The organism is Verrucosispora sp. WMMD703 (assembly GCF_049178935.1).
Taxonomy (GTDB): Bacteria; Actinomycetota; Actinomycetes; order Mycobacteriales; family Micromonosporaceae; genus Micromonospora; species Micromonospora sediminimaris.
Genome location: NZ_JBMHMM010000004.1, coordinates 1,945,317 through 1,961,687 on the forward strand (window position 1 = coordinate 1,945,317; position 16,371 = coordinate 1,961,687).

Sequence of the window (16,371 nt, forward strand, 5' to 3'; positions counted from 1 at the left end):
GAGTCGCCGCCGCCCGGCTCGGCGAGCGCCACGCCGCACAACCTGGTTGACTCGATAGCCATGAGCGAGCGAATCGGCCGGCTCGGCGCCGTGGTGCGATCATGAGCGAGCACACCGAGCGTGCCGAGGATCCGGACGAGCTGGGGAAGACCGTGGCGGCACTGACCGCCGACGAGATCGAGCCGGCGAAACGGCGTCAACTGCTCACCCGCCTGGTCGGGCAGGCCCGGGCCCGGGGAATCGGCGACCTGTTCAAGCCGAGGGCCGCGCTGCGCTGGATGGTGGACACGGTCGCGGAGATCGCCCCGCACGTGCCGATCCGGGATCTGGCCACCCTGCGTCGGCACTTTCCCGGGCTGACCGACGAGGAACTGGCCGACCGACTGGTCCGCAACGCGTCCCGGGCGACCGCAGGGGTCGGCGCTGCCGGCGGCGGGGCCTCGGCGGTGCAGTGGACGGTGACCCCGACCCTGCTGTCCGCCCCGGTACTGCTCGCCGCCGAGACGGTCGCGGTGGTGGCGGTGGAACTGAAGTTGACCGGCGAGCTGCACGAGGTCTACGGCGTACCGCTGCCGGCCGGCGGCACCGAACGGACCATCGCGTTGGTGCAGGCCTGGGCCAGCCAGCGCGGCGTCAACCCGATGATGCCCGGCGTCGGCGTGGGTGCCGTGCTCGGCACGGCCGCCCGGAACGAACTACGGGACACCATGCTCAAGCGGTTCGGCCGCAACCTCACCACGCTGGGCCCCTTCCTGACCGGAGCCGCGGTGGCGAGCTACCTGAACCGGCGGGCCACCCGGACGTTGGCCGACCAGCTCCGCGCCGACCTGCGCCGGCAGCACCGTGGCCTGCCCGGCGAGCCGCCCGCGCCGCCAGCCCTGCCCGGCTCGTCCTGACCGTCGACCCGGGGATCGGTCGGCGGGAGCGCCGTCGGTCAGAGCCGCACCGGCGCTCGACCGGTGGCGGGTCGGATCAGCGTGCCGCGTCCCGCGCGGCCAGCAGGGCTTCGGCCAGCTCGACCGGGTGCCGCGAACTGACCACCCAGAACGGTGTGGGGTCGGCCGGATCGTTCAGGACCACCTGGACGGCACCGGGGATCCACGGGCGCTGGACGACGAACGCCAGCGGATCGGCACCGACACCGAGCACCTCACGCCGCCCCTCGGCATCCAGCGCGATGGCGTCGGCGACGAATCGGACGGGCAGCCGGGCGTCGTCGACCCGCAGCTCTCCGTCGGCCACCGCGACCCGGATCCGGCCCAGCCACGCCAGCCCGGCGACGGCGGCCGGCAGCAGCAGCGCGAAGGGCAGCCAGGCGCGCGCACCGCCCGCGCCCATCCACACCTCCACTGCGAGCAGGCCGGCGGCCGCGATCCCGGCGAACCACAACCACCAGGGCAACCGCAGACGCTCGGCGTACGCCGGGGGCGCCGAGACTGACGAAGGCGACGGTGACTGGCTCACTCGTGCCAGGGTACGGCGCGGCGGGCCACGGGTACCGGGCAGGATGACAGGGTCACCCCCAGCGGAACGGACGAAAGAGGGACATCGTGACCGACGTGGTGCCCGTGCCGGTCCGGCGGCTCGATCCCGAGCTGCCGATGCCGGCGTACGCCCATCCCGGTGATGCCGGTGCCGACCTGGTGGCGGCCGCCGACGTGGAGCTGCCCCCCGGCGGTCGGGCGTTGGTGCCGACCGGCGTGGCGATCGCGCTGCCCGAGGGGTACGTGGGCCTGGTCCATCCCCGATCGGGGCTCGCCGCCCGACTCGGCGTGACGGTGCTCAACGCGCCCGGTACGGTCGACGCCGGCTACCGGGGCGAGATCCTGGTCAACCTGATCAACCATGATCGGGCCGCGTCGGTGAAGATCTCCCGGGGCGACCGGATCGCGCAGCTGGTTGTGCAGCGGGTGGAACGGGCGATCTTCCAGCCGGTGGCCGAGCTGCCCGCGTCCGGACGCGGGACCGGTGGGCACGGCTCCACCGGCGGGCACGCCGGGCTGGTACCGCCGCCGGCCATGGACGGCGCGAACGGAAACGATGGCACCGTGAGTGCGAACAGCGGAGGTTGGACGCAGTGATCTTCTCCCGAAAGCGGGCCGCAGGACGGCACGCCCTTGACGAGCGGGCCCTCAACGTGCCCGAGACCGCCGAGGACGTTCCGCCGACCTCGGTGGAGCCGGCGCGCGGGCCGTACGACGTCACCGAGGCCCCGGACGGGGTGCAGCGGCTCGACCTGGGCAGCCTGCAGATCCCGGCGGTGCCCGAGGTGGAGGTGCGGGTGCAGGCCGACCAGCAGGGGGTGGTCCAGCAGGTCGTGCTGGTGCACGGCCAGAGCGCCCTGCAACTCGGTGTCTTCGCCGCCCCCCGCTCCGAGGGGATCTGGGACGAGGTGCGCGAGGAGATCCGCCAGTCGCTGCTCGGCGACGGCGCCGCCGCGCAGGAGGCCACCGGCGAGTACGGCACGGAGTTGCACGCCCGGGTACGCACCGAGGACGGCCCGACCGATCTGCGGTTCGTCGGCATCGACGGACCTCGCTGGATGGTCCGTGCGGTCTACCAGGGCGCCGCGGCCACCGATCCGGCTGCGGCCGGTCCGCTGGCCGTCTGTCTGGACGGCCTGGTCGTCGACCGGGGGGTGGAGGCCAAGCCGGTACGCGAGCCGCTGCCGCTGCGGTTGCCACGCGAGGCGGGCGAGCAGGCCACGGCGGCTGATCCGGTAGCCCGACAGACCGACGCGGCGTCCGCGCCCGGCAACCGCTGATCGACCGTCAGCGGACCCGGGCCCCGTCGAGCGTGCCCGGCACGGCGGGCGAGCGCTTCCGGTGCGCCGGAAGGGTCCGGTCGGGCGTACGCTGGCGGGTGCCGTTGCGGCAGCTGTCCGGCGGCGGTGGCTTCCGGTGCCAGCCGGTCGGCGTGGAGAGGGTGACGCGGAACTCATGACCACCGACGAGGGTCGGGGTTCGCTGCGGCGGATGTTGCGACGGCTGACCGCGAGCGAGGCCGAGATCGAGGCGCAGCAGTTGCAGCGGGAGAGTGCCCGGTGCGGCGCGGTGCCGGTGTTGCAGTGCGGGCGGGGGCAGGTGGTTTCGGTAAGCGGCCGGCTGCGTACCGTCGTCTACACCCCTCGCACCAACCTGCCGGCGTTGGAGGCGGATCTCTACGACGGCAGTGACGTCGTGACCCTGGTCTGGCTCGGGCGGCGGCACATCGTCGGCATCGAGCCGGGGCGGCACCTGACGGCCCGAGGGCGGGTCGCGGTGCGCGACGACCGCAAGGTGATCTACAACCCGTACTACGAGCTGGAGCCGTCAAAGTGAACCTGCGGGCGTTGCGGATGGACAGCGGGCGATGACGACCGGACAGCACCCGGCGACCCAGCCGGAGACCGGGCCGGCGGACGAGGAGCGGCTGCCCACCGTCGCCGAGCAGATGGCCGACCAGTTGGGCGGCTGGCGAGGGCTGGCCGAGTCCAGCATCCCGGTGGTGGTCTTCGTGATCGCCAACATCGTCACCGACCTGCGGCCGGCCGTGATCGCCTCGGTGGCGGTGGCGGTGCTGATCGGCGGGCTGCGGCTGGCCCAGCGCCGACCGGTGCGGCACGCGGTGAACGGACTGTTCGGCATCGGGATCGGCGCCGCCATCGCCTGGCGTACCGGCGACGCGCGCGACTTCTACCTGCCGGGGATCCTCTACGGCATCGGCTACGGCCTGGCCCTGCTGCTGTCGGCGGTGATCCGCCAGCCGCTGGTCGGCTGGATCTGGTCGGTGCTGGTGGCCAAGGGCAGCTCGCAGTGGCGTGACGATCCCCTGCTGGTCCGCACCTTCACCCGGCTGACCGTGCTGTGGGGAGTGGTCTGGCTGGCCAAGGTCGGCGTGCAGGCCGGCATCTACCTGGCGGCCCGCCGGTTCGACCAGCTCGGCGACGAGGCCGCCGCCGCCGACATGGAGACCGCCCTCGGGGTGGCGCGGTTGGCCCTGGGCTATCCGCCGTACGTGCTGCTGTTGCTGATCACGGTCTGGACGGTGCGGCGGGTAACCCGCGAGCACCGGACGGAGCCGCTGCCGAGCTGAGCCTGCCCCGGCGGTCGGGGGTGCCGATGCCCGGCCCGGCGCGGTGGTCAGCGTGATTCGCGGGTGCGTTCGACGCTGTCCGGGCCGAGCACCACCGCCCGTACGGCGTCCTCCACCTCGGCGGTGCAGACGAAGACCAGCTCGTCGCCGGCCTCGAGCGGGTCGTCGGGGCTGGGCACCAGGACGCGCTTGCCGCGCAGGATCGCCACCAGCGCGGAGTCCCGGGGCAGTGGCACCTCGCGCAGCGGGTGCCCGACGTAGGGCGCGGTCGGCGGCAAGGTGATCTCGACCAGGTTGGCCTCGCCCTGCCGGAACGTCATCAGGCGGACCAGGTCGCCCACGGTGACCGCCTCCTCGACCAGCGCGGCCATCACCCGCGGCTTGCTGACCGCCACGTCCACGCCCCACTGCTCGGTGAACAGCCACTCGTTCTCGGCCCGGTTGACCCGGGCGACCACCCGGGGCACCGCGAACTCGGTCTTGGCCAGCAGCGAGACCACGAGGTTGACCTTGTCGTCGCCGGTGGCCGCGACCACCACGTCGCAGCCGGCCAGCTCGGCCTCCTCCAGGCTGGTCAGCTCGCAGGCGTCGGCCAGCACCCACTCCGCGTCCGGCACCCGGGCCGGCCGCAGCATTCGAGGCTGCCGCTCGATGAGCATCACCTGGTGGCCGTTCTCGATCAGCTCCTGGGCGATGGAGCGGCCCACGTTGCCGGCACCGGCGATGGCGACCCGCATGATCACTGACCCCCTTCCGGCGCCGCCGCCACGGATGTGACCGCCGCCACCATGTCGTCGGTGACCAGCATGAAGACCTGGTCGCCCTCCTGCACGACACTGGACGCGGTAGGCAGCGTGCCGATGCCGAAGCGGATCAGGTACGCCACGCGGGCGCCGCTCGCCTGCTCCAGGGCCCGCACCGGGCGGCCGATCCAGTCCTTGTGCACCGGCACCTCGACGATCGAGACGGTGCTTGTGGGATCGCGGAAGATCTCCACGTTGCCCTCGGGCAGCAGGTGTCGCAGCATCCGGTCGGCCGTCCACCGGACGGTGGCCACGGTGGGGATGCCCAGCCGTTCGTAGACCTGTGCGCGGCGCTGATCGTAGATGCGGGCAGCGACCCGCACCACGCCGAAGGTCTCGCGGGCCAGCCTGGCCGAGATGATGTTGGAGTTGTCGCCGCTGGAGACGGCGGCGAAGGCGTCGGCCCGCTCGATGCCGGCCTGGCGCAGCACGTCGCCGTCGAAGCCGGCCCCGGTGACCGTGACGCCGGCGAAGTCGGGCCGCAGCCGGCGGAAGGCGTCCGCGTCCTGGTCGATGACCGCGACCGAGTGCCCCCGGGCCTCCAGGTTGTGAGCCAGGGTCGAGCCGACCCGGCCACAACCCATGATCACGACATGCACGCTGCCTCCCACGATGCGTACCGCTGCGCCTCGTCGCCTGCGAGCCTGCCACGTCGGGGCCGCGGACGGGGACCGACGGTACTCCCGCCCCGGATACGCCGGTACCCGGCCACCCCACGTGCCCGTTGTCGGTGGTCGTACGCTTGGCCGTTGTGGCCCGATCCACCTCCCTGCTGAAGCGGCTGCTCGTCGGCCGGCCGTTCCGGTCCGACCGGCTCAAGCACACCCTCCTGCCGAAGCGCATCGCCCTGCCCGTCTTCGCCTCGGACGCGCTGTCGAGCGTGGCGTACGCGCCGGACGAGATCCTGCTGATGCTCTCCGTCGCGGGCGCCTCGGCGTTCGTGTTCTCACCGTGGGTCGCCCTCGGCGTGGTCGTGGTCATGCTGACCGTGGTGGCCAGCTACCGGCAGAACGTGCACGCCTACCCGTCGGGCGGCGGCGATTACGAGGTGGCCACCGTGAACCTCGGCCCGCGTGCCGGCGTGGGGGTGGCCAGCGCGCTGCTTGTCGACTACGTGCTCACCGTGGCGGTGTCGGTCTCCTCCGGGGTGGCCAACCTCGGCTCGGTGATCCCCTTCGTCGCGACCCACAAGGTGCTCATCGCGGTCACCGCCGTGGTGCTGTTGACCGCGGTCAACCTGCGCGGAATCAAGGAGGCGGGCAGCGCGTTCGCCATCCCCACGTACGGTTTCATGATCGTTATTGTCGGCATGATCCTCACCGGACTGGTCCGGATCGTGGTACTCGGTGAGGACCTGCGCGCCCCCAGCGCCGACCTGGTCATCGCCGCCGAGTGGCACGACACCACCGGCTGGGCGATGGCGTTCCTGCTGCTGCGCAGCTTCTCCTCCGGCTGCGCCGCGCTTACCGGCGTGGAAGCGATCTCCAACGGCGTGCCGGCGTTCAAGGCGCCGAAGAGCCGCAACGCCGCCACCACGCTGCTGATGCTGGGTCTGGTCGCGGTGACCATGCTTGTCGGCATCGTCTGGCTGGCCCGGCTCACCGGGCTGCAGTTCGTCGAGAACCCCGCCCTGCAGATCGTCTCCGGCCCCGAGGGGTACGTGCAGAAGACGGTCACCGCGCAACTCGGTGAGACGATCTTCGGGCCGGGTTCGGTGCTGCTTTTCCTGGTCGTCGGGGTGACCGCCACGATCCTGTTCGTGGCCGCCAACACTGCCTTCACCGGTTTCCCGGTACTCGGCTCGATCCTCGCCCAGGACCGTTACCTGCCCCGGCAACTGCACACCCGGGGCGACCGGCTCGCCTTCTCCAACGGGATCCTCTTTCTGGCCGGCTTCGCGATCCTGTTGATCATCGGTTTCCAGGCCGAGGTGACCAAGCTCATCCAGCTCTACATCGTGGGCGTCTTCGTCTCGTTCACCCTCTCCCAGGCCGGAATGATCCGGCACTGGAACCGGCTGCTGCGCAACGAGCGGGACCCGCAGGTGCGCAGCCGGATGCTCCGGTCCCGGGCGATCAACACCTTCGGCATGACGATGACCGCCGCGGTGCTGGTGATCGTATTGATCACCAAGTTCCTGCTCGGGGCCTGGATCGCCATCGTCGCGATGGGCCTGATCTACGTGCTGATGCTGGCCATCCGCCGGCACTACAACCGGGTGGCAGTCGAGTTGGCCCCGGACGACGACGGACGGCCGGTGCTGCCGGCCCGCAATCACGCGATCGTGCTGGTCAGCAAGTTGCACCAGCCCACCCTGCGGGCGGTGGCGTACGCGCAGGCCACCCGGCCGGACACCCTGACCGCGGTGACCGTCAACGTCGACGACCAAGACACCCGCCAGTTGCAGGCCGACTGGGACCGGCGGGGAGTGCCGATCCCGCTGACCGTGATCGACTCGCCGTACCGGGAGATCACCCGCCCGATTCTGAACTACGTGGCCGGGGTACGCCGGGAGTCGCCGCGCGACGTGGTCACGGTCTTCATCCCCGAGTACGTCGTGGGTCGCTGGTGGGAGAACCTGTTGCACAACCAGAGCGCGCTGCGGCTCAAGGGCCGGCTGCTGTTCGAGCCCGGGGTGATGGTGACAAGCGTGCCGTGGCAACTCGCCTCGACCGCCGGCAAGGACCTGGACCGGATGGACGCCACGCTCGGCCGTGGGCCGGTCCGTGGTCCCCGGGTGGCGCGCGGTGCCACCCTGCCCCCGTCGGTCGAGCGCGAATCGTCGGACGGGGACGCCCAGTGAGCGGGCTTGAGGAGGCCGAGCGGGTCGAACTGACCGTGGCGGCGGTCGCCCCCGGAGGGCACTGCGTGGCCCGGGTTGACGGCCAGGTGGTCTTCGTCCGGCACGCACTGCCGGGAGAGCGGGTGCTGGCCGAGGTGACTGAGGTGCACCGGGGGTTCGTCCGGGCCGACGCGGTCACCGTCCTGGAGGCGGCACCGGAGCGGGTCGACCCACCCTGCCCGTACGCGCGACCGGGCCGCTGCGGCGGCTGCGACCTGCAACACGTCGCCCCCGACGCCCAACTTCGCTGGAAGGCGGCGGCGGTCCGCGAGCAGCTCATCCGTCTCGGCGGACTGGACGAGGCCCGGTGTGACGAGCTGGACCTACGGGTGATGGCGTTGCCGGGTGGTCCGCTCGGCTGGCGGTCCCGGGTCCGCTACGCGGTCGACGCGGCGGGTCGTGCCGGGCTGCTCAAGCATCGCTCCCACGAGGTGGTGCCGGTCGACCGCTGCCTGATCGCCCATCCGGCGATCCAGGAGCTGCCGGTGCTCACCGCCGCCGGGGTGAGCTGGCCGGACGCCGAGTCGGTGGAGACCGTCGCCAGCACCGGCGGGGACGTGGCGGTGACCGCCGTCGCGGCCGGGACCAGTCGCCGGGTCAGTGGACCGGAACGGATCCGGGAGCGGGCCGCCGGCCGGGAGTGGGTGCTGCCCGCCTCGTCGTTCTGGCAGGTGCATCCCGCCGCTGCGGACACCCTGGTCGACGCGGTGCTGGAGCTGACCGACCCCCGGCCGGGGGAGCGGGCCTGGGATCTCTACGGTGGCGCCGGCCTGTTCGCTGCCGCGCTGGCTTCTCGGGTGGGCCAGGCCGGGCGGGTCACCCTGGTCGAGGCGGCTGGTGACGGCGTCGCGGCAGCCCGGGAGAACCTGCGCGACCTGCCCGCCGTCGAGGTCGTGGCGGCCCGGGTGGAGACCGCTCTGGCCCGTCGCCGCATCACCGGTCCGGTCGACGTGGTGGTGCTCGATCCGCCCCGGACGGGGGCCGGCGCGCGGGTGGTACGCGACGTGGTGGCCGCCGGACCGCGCGCGGTGACGTACGTGGCCTGTGACCCGGCGGCGTTCGCCCGGGACCTGCGGGTCTTCGCCGAGCTTGGTTGGCGGCTGGCGGCGTTGCGCGGGTACGACCTGTTTCCGATGACCCGGCACGTGGAGCTGGTCGGGCTGCTGGTGCCGGCCTGACCAGTTGCTCAGTACCGGTGGTCGCTGCGCCCACGCTGCAAGGTGCGCGAGGGCCGATAGACTCTGCGGTCATGAGTGTTGAAGAGGACACGGCCAACCACGGCCGGCTGCTGGCCACGGTGCACGGTCCCCAGGACGTCAAGCGGATGTCCGCCACCGAACTGGACATCCTCGCCGCCGAGATCCGCGACTTCCTGATCGCCAAGGTGTCGCGTACCGGTGGGCACATCGGGCCCAACCTGGGCGTGGTGGAACTCACCCTGGCCCTGCACCGGGTCTTCGACTCTCCCCGGGACCGGCTGCTGTTCGACACCGGCCACCAGGCGTACGTTCACAAGATCGTCACCGGCCGGCAGGGTGGGTTCGACCAGCTGCGCCAGCGTGGCGGGCTCTCCGGTTACCCGAACCAGGCCGAGAGCGAGCACGACCTCATCGAGAACTCGCACGCTTCGACCGCCCTGTCGTACGCCGACGGGCTGGCCAAGGCGTACGCGCTGCGGGGCGAATCGCGAAGCGTCGTCGCCGTGGTGGGCGACGGGGCCCTGACCGGCGGCATGTGCTGGGAGGCGCTGAACAACATCGCCGCCACCGACAACCCGCTGGTCATCGTGGTCAACGACAACGGCCGCTCGTACGCGCCGACGATCGGCGGTCTCGCCCACCACCTGTCGACGCTGCGGCTCAACCCCGGCTACGAGAAGGTCCTGGACGCCGTCAAGGACGCCCTCGGCTCGACCCCGCTGGTCGGCAAGCCGATGTACGAGGTGCTGCACGCGGTCAAGAAGGGCATCAAGGACGCGGTCGCGCCGCAGGCGATGTTCGAGGACCTCGGCATCAAGTACGTCGGCCCGGTCGACGGGCATGACCTGGCCGCCGTCGAGACGGCCCTGCGGGCGGCGAAGAACTTCGGCGGCCCGGTGATCGTGCACGCGGTCACCCGCAAGGGCTACGGCTACCGCCCCGCCGAGGAGGACGAGGCGGACTGCTTCCACAGCCCCGGCGCCTTCGACATCACCGACGGCAAGGCCACCGCCGCACCGTCGGTGAAGTGGACCCACGTCTTCGCCGACGAGCTGGTCGCGATCGCGGACGAGCGGCCCGACGTGGTGGGCATCACCGCGGCGATGGCCGAGCCGACCGGCATCGCGAAGCTGGCCCGCAAGTACCCGGAGCGCACCTACGACGTGGGCATCGCCGAGCAGCACGCCGCCACCTCGGCGGCGGGCCTGGCGCTCGGCGGGCTGCACCCGGTGGTGGCGGTCTACGCGACCTTCCTCAACCGGGCCTTCGACCAGGTCCTGCTGGACGTGGCCATGCACCGGCTGCCGGTCACCTTCGTGCTGGACCGGGCCGGGATCACCGGCCCCGACGGGCCGAGCCACTACGGCATCTGGGACATGTCGGTCTTCGGGGTGGTGCCGGGCCTGCGGATCGCGGCGCCCCGGGATGCCGCCACGCTGCGCGAGGAGCTGCGCGAGGCGGTCGCCGTCGACGACGGCCCCACCGTGGTCCGCTTCCCGACCGGCGCGGTCGCCGCCGATCTGCCCGCCGTGCGGCGGGTCGGGCCGGTCGATGTGCTGGCGGAGTCGGCGCGTACCGACGTGCTGCTGGTCGCGGTGGGCGCCTTCGGCCAGCTCGGCATGGAGGTCGCCGCCCGGGTCGCCGAGCAGGGCTACGGAGTCACCGTGGTGGACCCGCGCTGGGTGCGTCCGATCCCGGCGGAGCTGGTCGAGCTGGCCACCGAGCACCGGCTGGTGGTCACGGTCGAGGACGGGGTACGGTCCGGCGGGGTTGGCGACGCGCTCGCCCAGGCCATGCGTGACGCCGATGTCCGGGTGCCGCTGCGGGACCTGGGCGTACCGCCCGGGTGGTACCCGCACGGTTCCCGCAACCAGCTCCTGACCGACCTCGGCCTGACCGCCCAGGGCGTGGCCCGCGACGTCACCGGCTGGATCTCCCGCCTCGACACCGAGCCGGTCGACCCACCCCGCCTCACCGCCAACCCTTCCCCCAACTAACCCACCCACCCCCCAAGCCTCCCTACCCCGCGCGGGTGCCTCGCGGCATTGATCATGAAGTTGTTGTCACTGCGTCCGGCGTGGCGCGACAACAACGTCATGATCGACACCTGTAGAGGGGTGGGTTCAGCGGCGGGGGGAGCCGGCGGAGCGGTAGTGGGTCTTCTCGTCGGCGGCGAGGCTGAAGGTTTCGCGGCGCTCGGGCAGGGGGGCCACCACCAGCCCGGGGCGGTCGACCAGACGGGTCGTGTCCGGCGGCACCGACAGCGTGGTGTCCTTGGTGGCGCGCCAGCTCAGCACGACCAGCGGCTGATCCGGAATCGGCAGTTCGTAGACCTGCAACGGGTTCGTCCGGTCGGCGGGGGAGAGCACCACCGGGCCATCGTCGGCGGGTCGGTAGACCACCGCGCTCATCGTGCCCTCGGCGCTCTCCCAGGTGAGCTGCTCCAGCTCGGCCGGCTCGCCACCGTCGAGGGACAGCTCGCCGAGCGTACGTACGGCGAGTTTCGCCATCGGCCAGGACGCCGGCACCGACTGCGGCACGTCCCGGTCGCCGGCGCGCCGGAAGATGCTGCCGAACGGGCCGTCCTCGCCAGCCAGCAGGCAGGTGTCGAGGCCGGTCAGGGCGCGCCGGCCGGAGCCGCTCTCGTCGCGCACCAGCGGGTAGCGGGGGGCGGTGATGCCGGTGCCGAGGTCGAGCAGCCGGTCGGTGGCCCGGCCCCGGGGCAGCGACTCGGTGGAGCGCAGGGTGGCGGTGACCGTCACCGCGCGGCACCGGGGCACCTCTACCGGGTCGGTCAGGCCGTCGCGGTCGGACAGGATGCGACCGTTCGGTCCGACCAGTCGCCGAACCCGTTCCGAGGTCAGGTAGCGCCGGCCGTCGGCGGCCTGGACCGGCAACACGTCGGAGTAGACCAGGTAGCCGGGGTCGGTGTACTCAGTGGCGTGACCGACCGTGTACCGGTCGCCGTCCCCGGTGAGCTGGAGCAGCCAGGACGCGGCCTCACCGGGTACCGACGCGGCGACCAGGGCCAGTGGTCGGCCGCCGACCTCACCGGAGAAGAGGATCCCGGACGAGGGTACGTGCACCCGGTCGTCCACGGGCGAACGCCAGTCGCGTACCGCCTCGGTGACGGCGGCGGTCGCCGCGGTGTCCTCGGCGAGCGAGCCGCGCGGCGGCCACACCGTCAGAGAACCGTCCATGCTGTCGTAACCGACCCGCAGGTCCCGTGCCTGACGCTCGGCGACCGGCCCGCAGGCGGTGACGGCGATCAGCAGGGTGGACAGGCCGGTGGCGGTCAAGCCGCGCCAACGGGCTGGAGCCACCTGTCACGCCCCCGATCGGATCGCGTCGTCGTGTCGGAGGGCAATAGTACGAGACGTCCCGCCGCCGCTTCGGGTCGCCATACGCTGCGTCGCGCGGCGACCACACCGGCCACAGGGGACACCGCGTTGACTTGGGGCATTTTCCCCACTCGGGTAGACTCCGCCGACTGTGACGCCTGCCGAGACCCGCGCTGCCGCGCTGCCGAGATCCGCCGACGTCGCCGACTCTCCCTCCGAAGTCGTCACCGTCGGTGATCAGGCGCACGACCGCGCGCGGTCCGCGCCGGGGGGCACCACGTCCGCCGCCGAGCCGGCCGTGGCGGAGACCGCAGCGATCGACGGGGCGGCACCCGCGACCGAGGCCCCCGCACCCGCGACGGAGGCACCGGTCACCGAGGCACCGGTCACCGAGGCACCCGAGACCGGGGGTGGGACGGACCGGCAGTTGACGGAGACCGCGCCGGCCGACGGTACGCGGGGCGTCGATGCCGCCGACGCCGCGCCGGAACGCCGACGCCGGTTCCGGTGGACGCCCCGGCGACGGGACCTCGCGGTCTTCGGCGGGTTCCTGCTGACCGCGCTCTGGGTGACCAGCCAGATCTGGATGGACCCGGCCGGTCGGGTGGCCTCGCTCTACAGCAGCGACCCGGCGCAGGTGCAGTTCTTCCTCGCCCACTCGGTGCGGGTGGTGCTGCACGGGGAGTTCCCCTTCTTCACCGAGCAGTTCAACTACCCCGACGGGGTCAACCTGATGGCCAACACGGCCATCCTCGCCCTGGGTATCCCGATGGTGCCGGTGACCCTGCTGTTCGGGCCGGCGGTGACGTTCGTACTGCTGGTGACGCTCGGTCTCGCCGGGACCGCATCGGCCTGGTACTTCGTGCTGTCCCGGCACGTGGTGCGCAACCCGCTCGCCGCGGTGGTGGGCGGCTGGTTCTGTGGCTTCTCACCGGCGATGTTGTCGCACGCCAGCTGGCACCCGAATATCATCAGCCAGTTCCTGCTGCCGTTCATCGTGTGGCGGGTCATGGTGATCACCCGATCGACCCGGCCGTACCGGGACGGCGCGCTGCTGGCCCTGCTGGTCACCGCGCAGGCGTTCATCAACGAGGAGATCCTGCTCTTCACCGCTATGGGTTGCGGGATCTTCCTGATCGCGGTGGTCGTCCAGCAGCCCGGGATCTGGTCGGCGGCCTGGCGGCCGTTGGTCAAGGCGCTGGCCACCTGCACGGTGATCGCCGGCTCGCTGTTGGCGTACCCGCTGTACATCCAGTTCGCCGGCCCGATGGCCTATCACGGGCTCAGCGACGCCGTCCGTGACTACGGCAACGACATCGCCGCGTACTTCGCCCCCGGTTCACCCACCATCGGCGGCAACCAGCGGGCGAACGTCAACCTCGCGCCGAACTACTCGGAGGAGAACGCCTTCTTCGGGTGGAGCCTGGCGCTGATCGCGGTCGGCATCGTGCTCTGGCTCCGGCGGGAGGTGCTGGTCCGGGCGCTCGCCGCGACCGCCGGCTTCTACACCATCCTCTCCCTCGGTGAGCGGATCAGCTGGTGGGACCGGGAACTGGTCGTCGGGCCGTGGAACTGGCTGGTCCGGCTGCCGCTGCTCGACGCGGTGGTGCCGACCCGGTTCGGCATGATCACCAGCGTGGTGGTGGCGATCCTGCTGGCGCTGGCCATCGAGCGGACCAGCACCCTGTCCCTGGACCGGAGGACCGTGCGTACGCTCACCGCCGCCGGTCTGGTGCTCGCGTTGCTGCCGATCACCCCCATGCCGTTGCCGATGACCTCCCGCCCGCCGGTGCCGGACTTCATCACCTCCGACCGGTGGCGCGCCTACGTCGGGCCGGAGCAGACCCTGGTGCCGATCCCGGTGCCGAGCATGGGTAACACCCACGGCATGCGCTGGGCCGCCGCCACCAACCTCGACTTCAAGATCCCCGGGGGCTACTTCCTCGCCCCACGCAACGGCAACACCGGCGACCCGGGGCGCTTCGGAGGCCGGCCAAGCGGCATCGGAAAGTTGCTGGAGGAGGTCGCCACCACCGGCCGGACGCCGCAACTGGACGACCGCCAGCGGCGTCGTTCCCTGGACGAGTTGCGGTACTGGCGGGCGGCGATCCTCGTGCTGCCGGTCCGGCAGCCGCACTCGGAGCCGCTGCGGCAGACCGTCGAGCAACTGGTCGGACCGGCCCGGCTCGAACTGGACGTCTGGGTGTGGGACGTACGGTCACTCACCGACCCCCGGGTCTGATGTCGCTCGGTACCGTCGAGCGGGACGTGCAGGCCCGCACCACCGGTCGCCGTTGGCGGCTCCGCCCGCGTACGCCTGACCTGGCGGTGGTGGCGGGCTACCTGGCGCTGGCCACCTGGCTGACCAGCCGGCAGTGGGGCCGGCCGGACCGGCTGTTCCACCAGGCCGGCGACCAGATCCTCTTCGAGTGGATGCTGGCCCACGCCGCCCGTGCGGTGGCTGGCCTGGACAATCCGCTGTGGAGCGACGCGCTGAACGCGCCCGGCGGGGTGAATCTGATGGCCAACACCTCGGTGCTCGGCCTGGGCGTCCCGTTGGCGCCGGTCACCCTGCTGTTCGGCTCGCAGGTGGCGTTCGCGGTGGCGGTGGTCGGATGCCTGGCCGGTACGGCCACCGCCTGGTACGTGCTGCTGCGCCGCCGTCTGGTCGAGTCCCGGCTGGCCGCCGCGCTCGGCGGGCTGGTCTGCGGATTCGCCCCCGGCATGGTCGCGCAGGCCGGATCGCACCTGCACATGGCCGCCCAGTTCCTGGTGCCGGTGATCCTGGCACTGGTGTTCGCGCCCGAGCCGGCCGACACGGCAGCGGCACCGGCGGGCGCCTGGCCGCGGGTGTGGCGGCCCGGTGTGCTGCTCGGTCTGGTCGTGACCTACCAGGCGTTCCTCGGCGAGGAGGTGCTGCTCCTGGTGGCGCTCGCCGCCGGTGTCCTGGTCATCGGTTACGCGCTGACCGACCGGGCCGCCGCACGCCGGCTCGCCCCGGTCACGGCCGGCCGGATCGCGGTCGGTGCGGTGGTCGCGGCCGCCCTGCTCGCCTATCCGCTGTGGTTCCAGTTCTTCGGCCCCGGCCACTACCGGGGGATGCCGTTCCACGCGTACGGCTTCCAGCTGGACGCCGCCTCGTTCACCGCCACGGCCCGGCAGACCGTCTTCGGCGACCACCGTCTGCCCGCCCTGCTGGCCCCCAACGCGACCGAGGAGAACTCCTTCTTCGGGCCGGGTCTGCTGGTGCTGGCCCTGGTCGTGACGGTGTGGTTGTGGCGTCGACCGCTGGTCCGGGCCCTCGCCGCCTGCGGGGTGGTGTTCGCCCTGCTCTCCCTCGGCCCCCGGGTACGCCTCGACGGATCGTCGACGGAGTTGCCCGGCCCGTACCTGCTGATCGCCGAGCTGCCCCTGCTCGACCATGTGGTGCCGGCCCGGTTCGCGTTGGTCTGCGTGCCGGTGCTGGGCATCCTGCTGGCCCTCTCGGTGGACCGGGTACGGCGGCAGCCGGCCACCGCTGGTGCGGGACCGGACGCGGTGCCGGTGCGGCTGCTCTGGGCCGGTGCGGTGGCCGCCGCGCTGCTGCCGTTGACGCCGACCCCGATCCGCGCCGTGCCGAACTGGCCGGTCCCGGCGTTCGTGGCGGAGGGGACCTGGCGGGCGTACGTGCCGGCGGGGCGGACGGTGGTGCCGGTGCCGCCGGTGACCAACGCGGGTCAGAGCCCGGCGATGCTCTGGTCCGCCCGGACCGGGTTGGCCTTCACCGCCCCGGGTGGCTTCTTCATCGGTCCGCGTTCCCCCGACGACCCGGCCGCCCGCTGGGGCGCTCCGGACCGGCCCACCTCGCTGCTGTTGCGCCGGGTGGCCGACACCGGCGAGGTGCCGCCGATCAGCGAGACCGACCGCCGGCAGGCGGTGGCCGACCTGCGGCACTGGCGGGCGGCCGTGGTGGTGCAGGGTGGACTGCACCACGGCGACCCGGTGCGCCGGACGGTCGAGGCGCTGCTCGGTCCGGCCCGGGAGATCGGCGGGGCACTCGTCTGGGACGTCCGGCCGCTGGTGGGTTGACGCGTCCGACGGGGGCTGCGGCGGCAGGTGGCACACTCGTCGGG

Annotated in this window: 14 protein-coding genes; 10 read left to right on the forward strand and 4 right to left on the reverse strand. The window is 72.5% G+C overall.

Translation table 11 applies throughout. The features are described from left to right. The first annotated feature begins 101 nt into the window (after positions 1-101). Positions 102-896, forward strand: a complete 795-nt coding sequence (locus ACN26Z_RS09565) for a hypothetical protein (RefSeq protein ID WP_421460714.1) — start codon at positions 102-104, stop codon at positions 894-896. 76 nt (positions 897-972) lie between these two features. Here the strand turns inward: ACN26Z_RS09565 and ACN26Z_RS09570 are convergent, their stop codons facing one another. Beyond that, on the reverse strand, positions 973-1,473 hold the full coding sequence (locus ACN26Z_RS09570) for a DUF3093 domain-containing protein (RefSeq protein WP_421464593.1): 501 nt from the start codon (positions 1,471-1,473) through the stop codon (positions 973-975). Between the two features lie 77 nt (positions 1,474-1,550). Between ACN26Z_RS09570 and dut the strand changes: the two genes are divergently transcribed. The 4 genes from dut (at position 1,551) to ACN26Z_RS09590 (ending at position 4,074) form a co-directional block, all read left to right on the forward strand. Then, complete coding sequence (gene dut / locus ACN26Z_RS09575) at positions 1,551-2,081, forward strand: dUTP diphosphatase (protein ID WP_093410344.1); 531 nt, start codon at positions 1,551-1,553, stop codon at positions 2,079-2,081. After that, the gene (locus ACN26Z_RS09580; protein ID WP_282239573.1) at positions 2,078-2,764 is read left to right on the forward strand and encodes a DUF3710 domain-containing protein; all 687 of its coding nucleotides are present in this window, start codon (positions 2,078-2,080) and stop codon (positions 2,762-2,764) included. The genes dut and ACN26Z_RS09580 overlap by 4 nt, the downstream gene beginning before the upstream one ends. A 175-nt stretch (positions 2,765-2,939) precedes the next feature. After that, the gene (locus ACN26Z_RS09585; RefSeq protein ID WP_093410348.1) at positions 2,940-3,320 is read left to right on the forward strand and encodes an OB-fold nucleic acid binding domain-containing protein; all 381 of its coding nucleotides are present in this window, start codon (positions 2,940-2,942) and stop codon (positions 3,318-3,320) included. 31 nt (positions 3,321-3,351) lie between these two features. Further along, the gene (locus ACN26Z_RS09590) at positions 3,352-4,074 is read left to right on the forward strand and encodes a DUF3159 domain-containing protein (RefSeq protein ID WP_093410351.1); all 723 of its coding nucleotides are present in this window, start codon (positions 3,352-3,354) and stop codon (positions 4,072-4,074) included. 47 nt (positions 4,075-4,121) lie between these two features. On the opposite strand, the gene ACN26Z_RS09595 is transcribed toward ACN26Z_RS09590, so the two are convergent. Beyond that, on the reverse strand, positions 4,122-4,817 hold the full coding sequence (locus tag ACN26Z_RS09595; RefSeq protein ID WP_093410353.1) for a potassium channel family protein: 696 nt from the start codon (positions 4,815-4,817) through the stop codon (positions 4,122-4,124). Beyond that, positions 4,814-5,476 carry a potassium channel family protein gene (locus tag ACN26Z_RS09600; protein WP_282239572.1) on the reverse strand — a complete coding sequence of 221 codons (663 nt, stop codon included), beginning with the start codon at positions 5,474-5,476 and terminating at the stop codon, positions 4,814-4,816. Before ACN26Z_RS09600 ends, ACN26Z_RS09595 begins: the two co-directional genes overlap by 4 nt. Before the next feature lie 152 nt (positions 5,477-5,628). Between ACN26Z_RS09600 and ACN26Z_RS09605 the strand changes: the two genes are divergently transcribed. The 3 genes from ACN26Z_RS09605 to dxs all read left to right on the forward strand — a co-directional run bounded on the left by ACN26Z_RS09605 (position 5,629) and on the right by dxs (position 10,915). Next, the gene (locus ACN26Z_RS09605; protein ID WP_421460715.1) at positions 5,629-7,680 is read left to right on the forward strand and encodes an APC family permease; all 2,052 of its coding nucleotides are present in this window, start codon (positions 5,629-5,631) and stop codon (positions 7,678-7,680) included. Continuing rightward, on the forward strand, positions 7,677-8,897 hold the full coding sequence (locus ACN26Z_RS09610; RefSeq protein WP_421460717.1) for a class I SAM-dependent RNA methyltransferase: 1,221 nt from the start codon (positions 7,677-7,679) through the stop codon (positions 8,895-8,897). The genes ACN26Z_RS09605 and ACN26Z_RS09610 overlap by 4 nt, the downstream gene beginning before the upstream one ends. A 71-nt stretch (positions 8,898-8,968) precedes the next feature. Next, the gene (dxs, locus tag ACN26Z_RS09615; protein WP_282239569.1) at positions 8,969-10,915 is read left to right on the forward strand and encodes a 1-deoxy-D-xylulose-5-phosphate synthase; all 1,947 of its coding nucleotides are present in this window, start codon (positions 8,969-8,971) and stop codon (positions 10,913-10,915) included. Between the two features lie 126 nt (positions 10,916-11,041). Here dxs and ACN26Z_RS09620 read toward each other — a convergent pair whose 3' ends face one another. Next, positions 11,042-12,241, reverse strand: coding sequence for a hypothetical protein (locus ACN26Z_RS09620; RefSeq protein WP_282239568.1), 1,200 nt, complete (start codon positions 12,239-12,241; stop codon positions 11,042-11,044). A gap of 445 nt (positions 12,242-12,686) precedes the next feature. Here ACN26Z_RS09620 and ACN26Z_RS09625 point away from each other — a divergent pair, with 445 nt between their 5' ends. After that, entirely contained in the window at positions 12,687-14,501 is a 1,815-nt protein-coding gene (locus ACN26Z_RS09625; RefSeq protein ID WP_421464595.1) for a hypothetical protein, read from the forward strand. Continuing rightward, a complete protein-coding gene (locus ACN26Z_RS09630; protein WP_421460719.1) occupies positions 14,501-16,327 on the forward strand; it encodes a hypothetical protein in 1,827 nt (608 codons plus the stop codon). Before ACN26Z_RS09625 ends, ACN26Z_RS09630 begins: the two co-directional genes overlap by 1 nt. Positions 16,328-16,371: the final 44 nt, after the last annotated feature.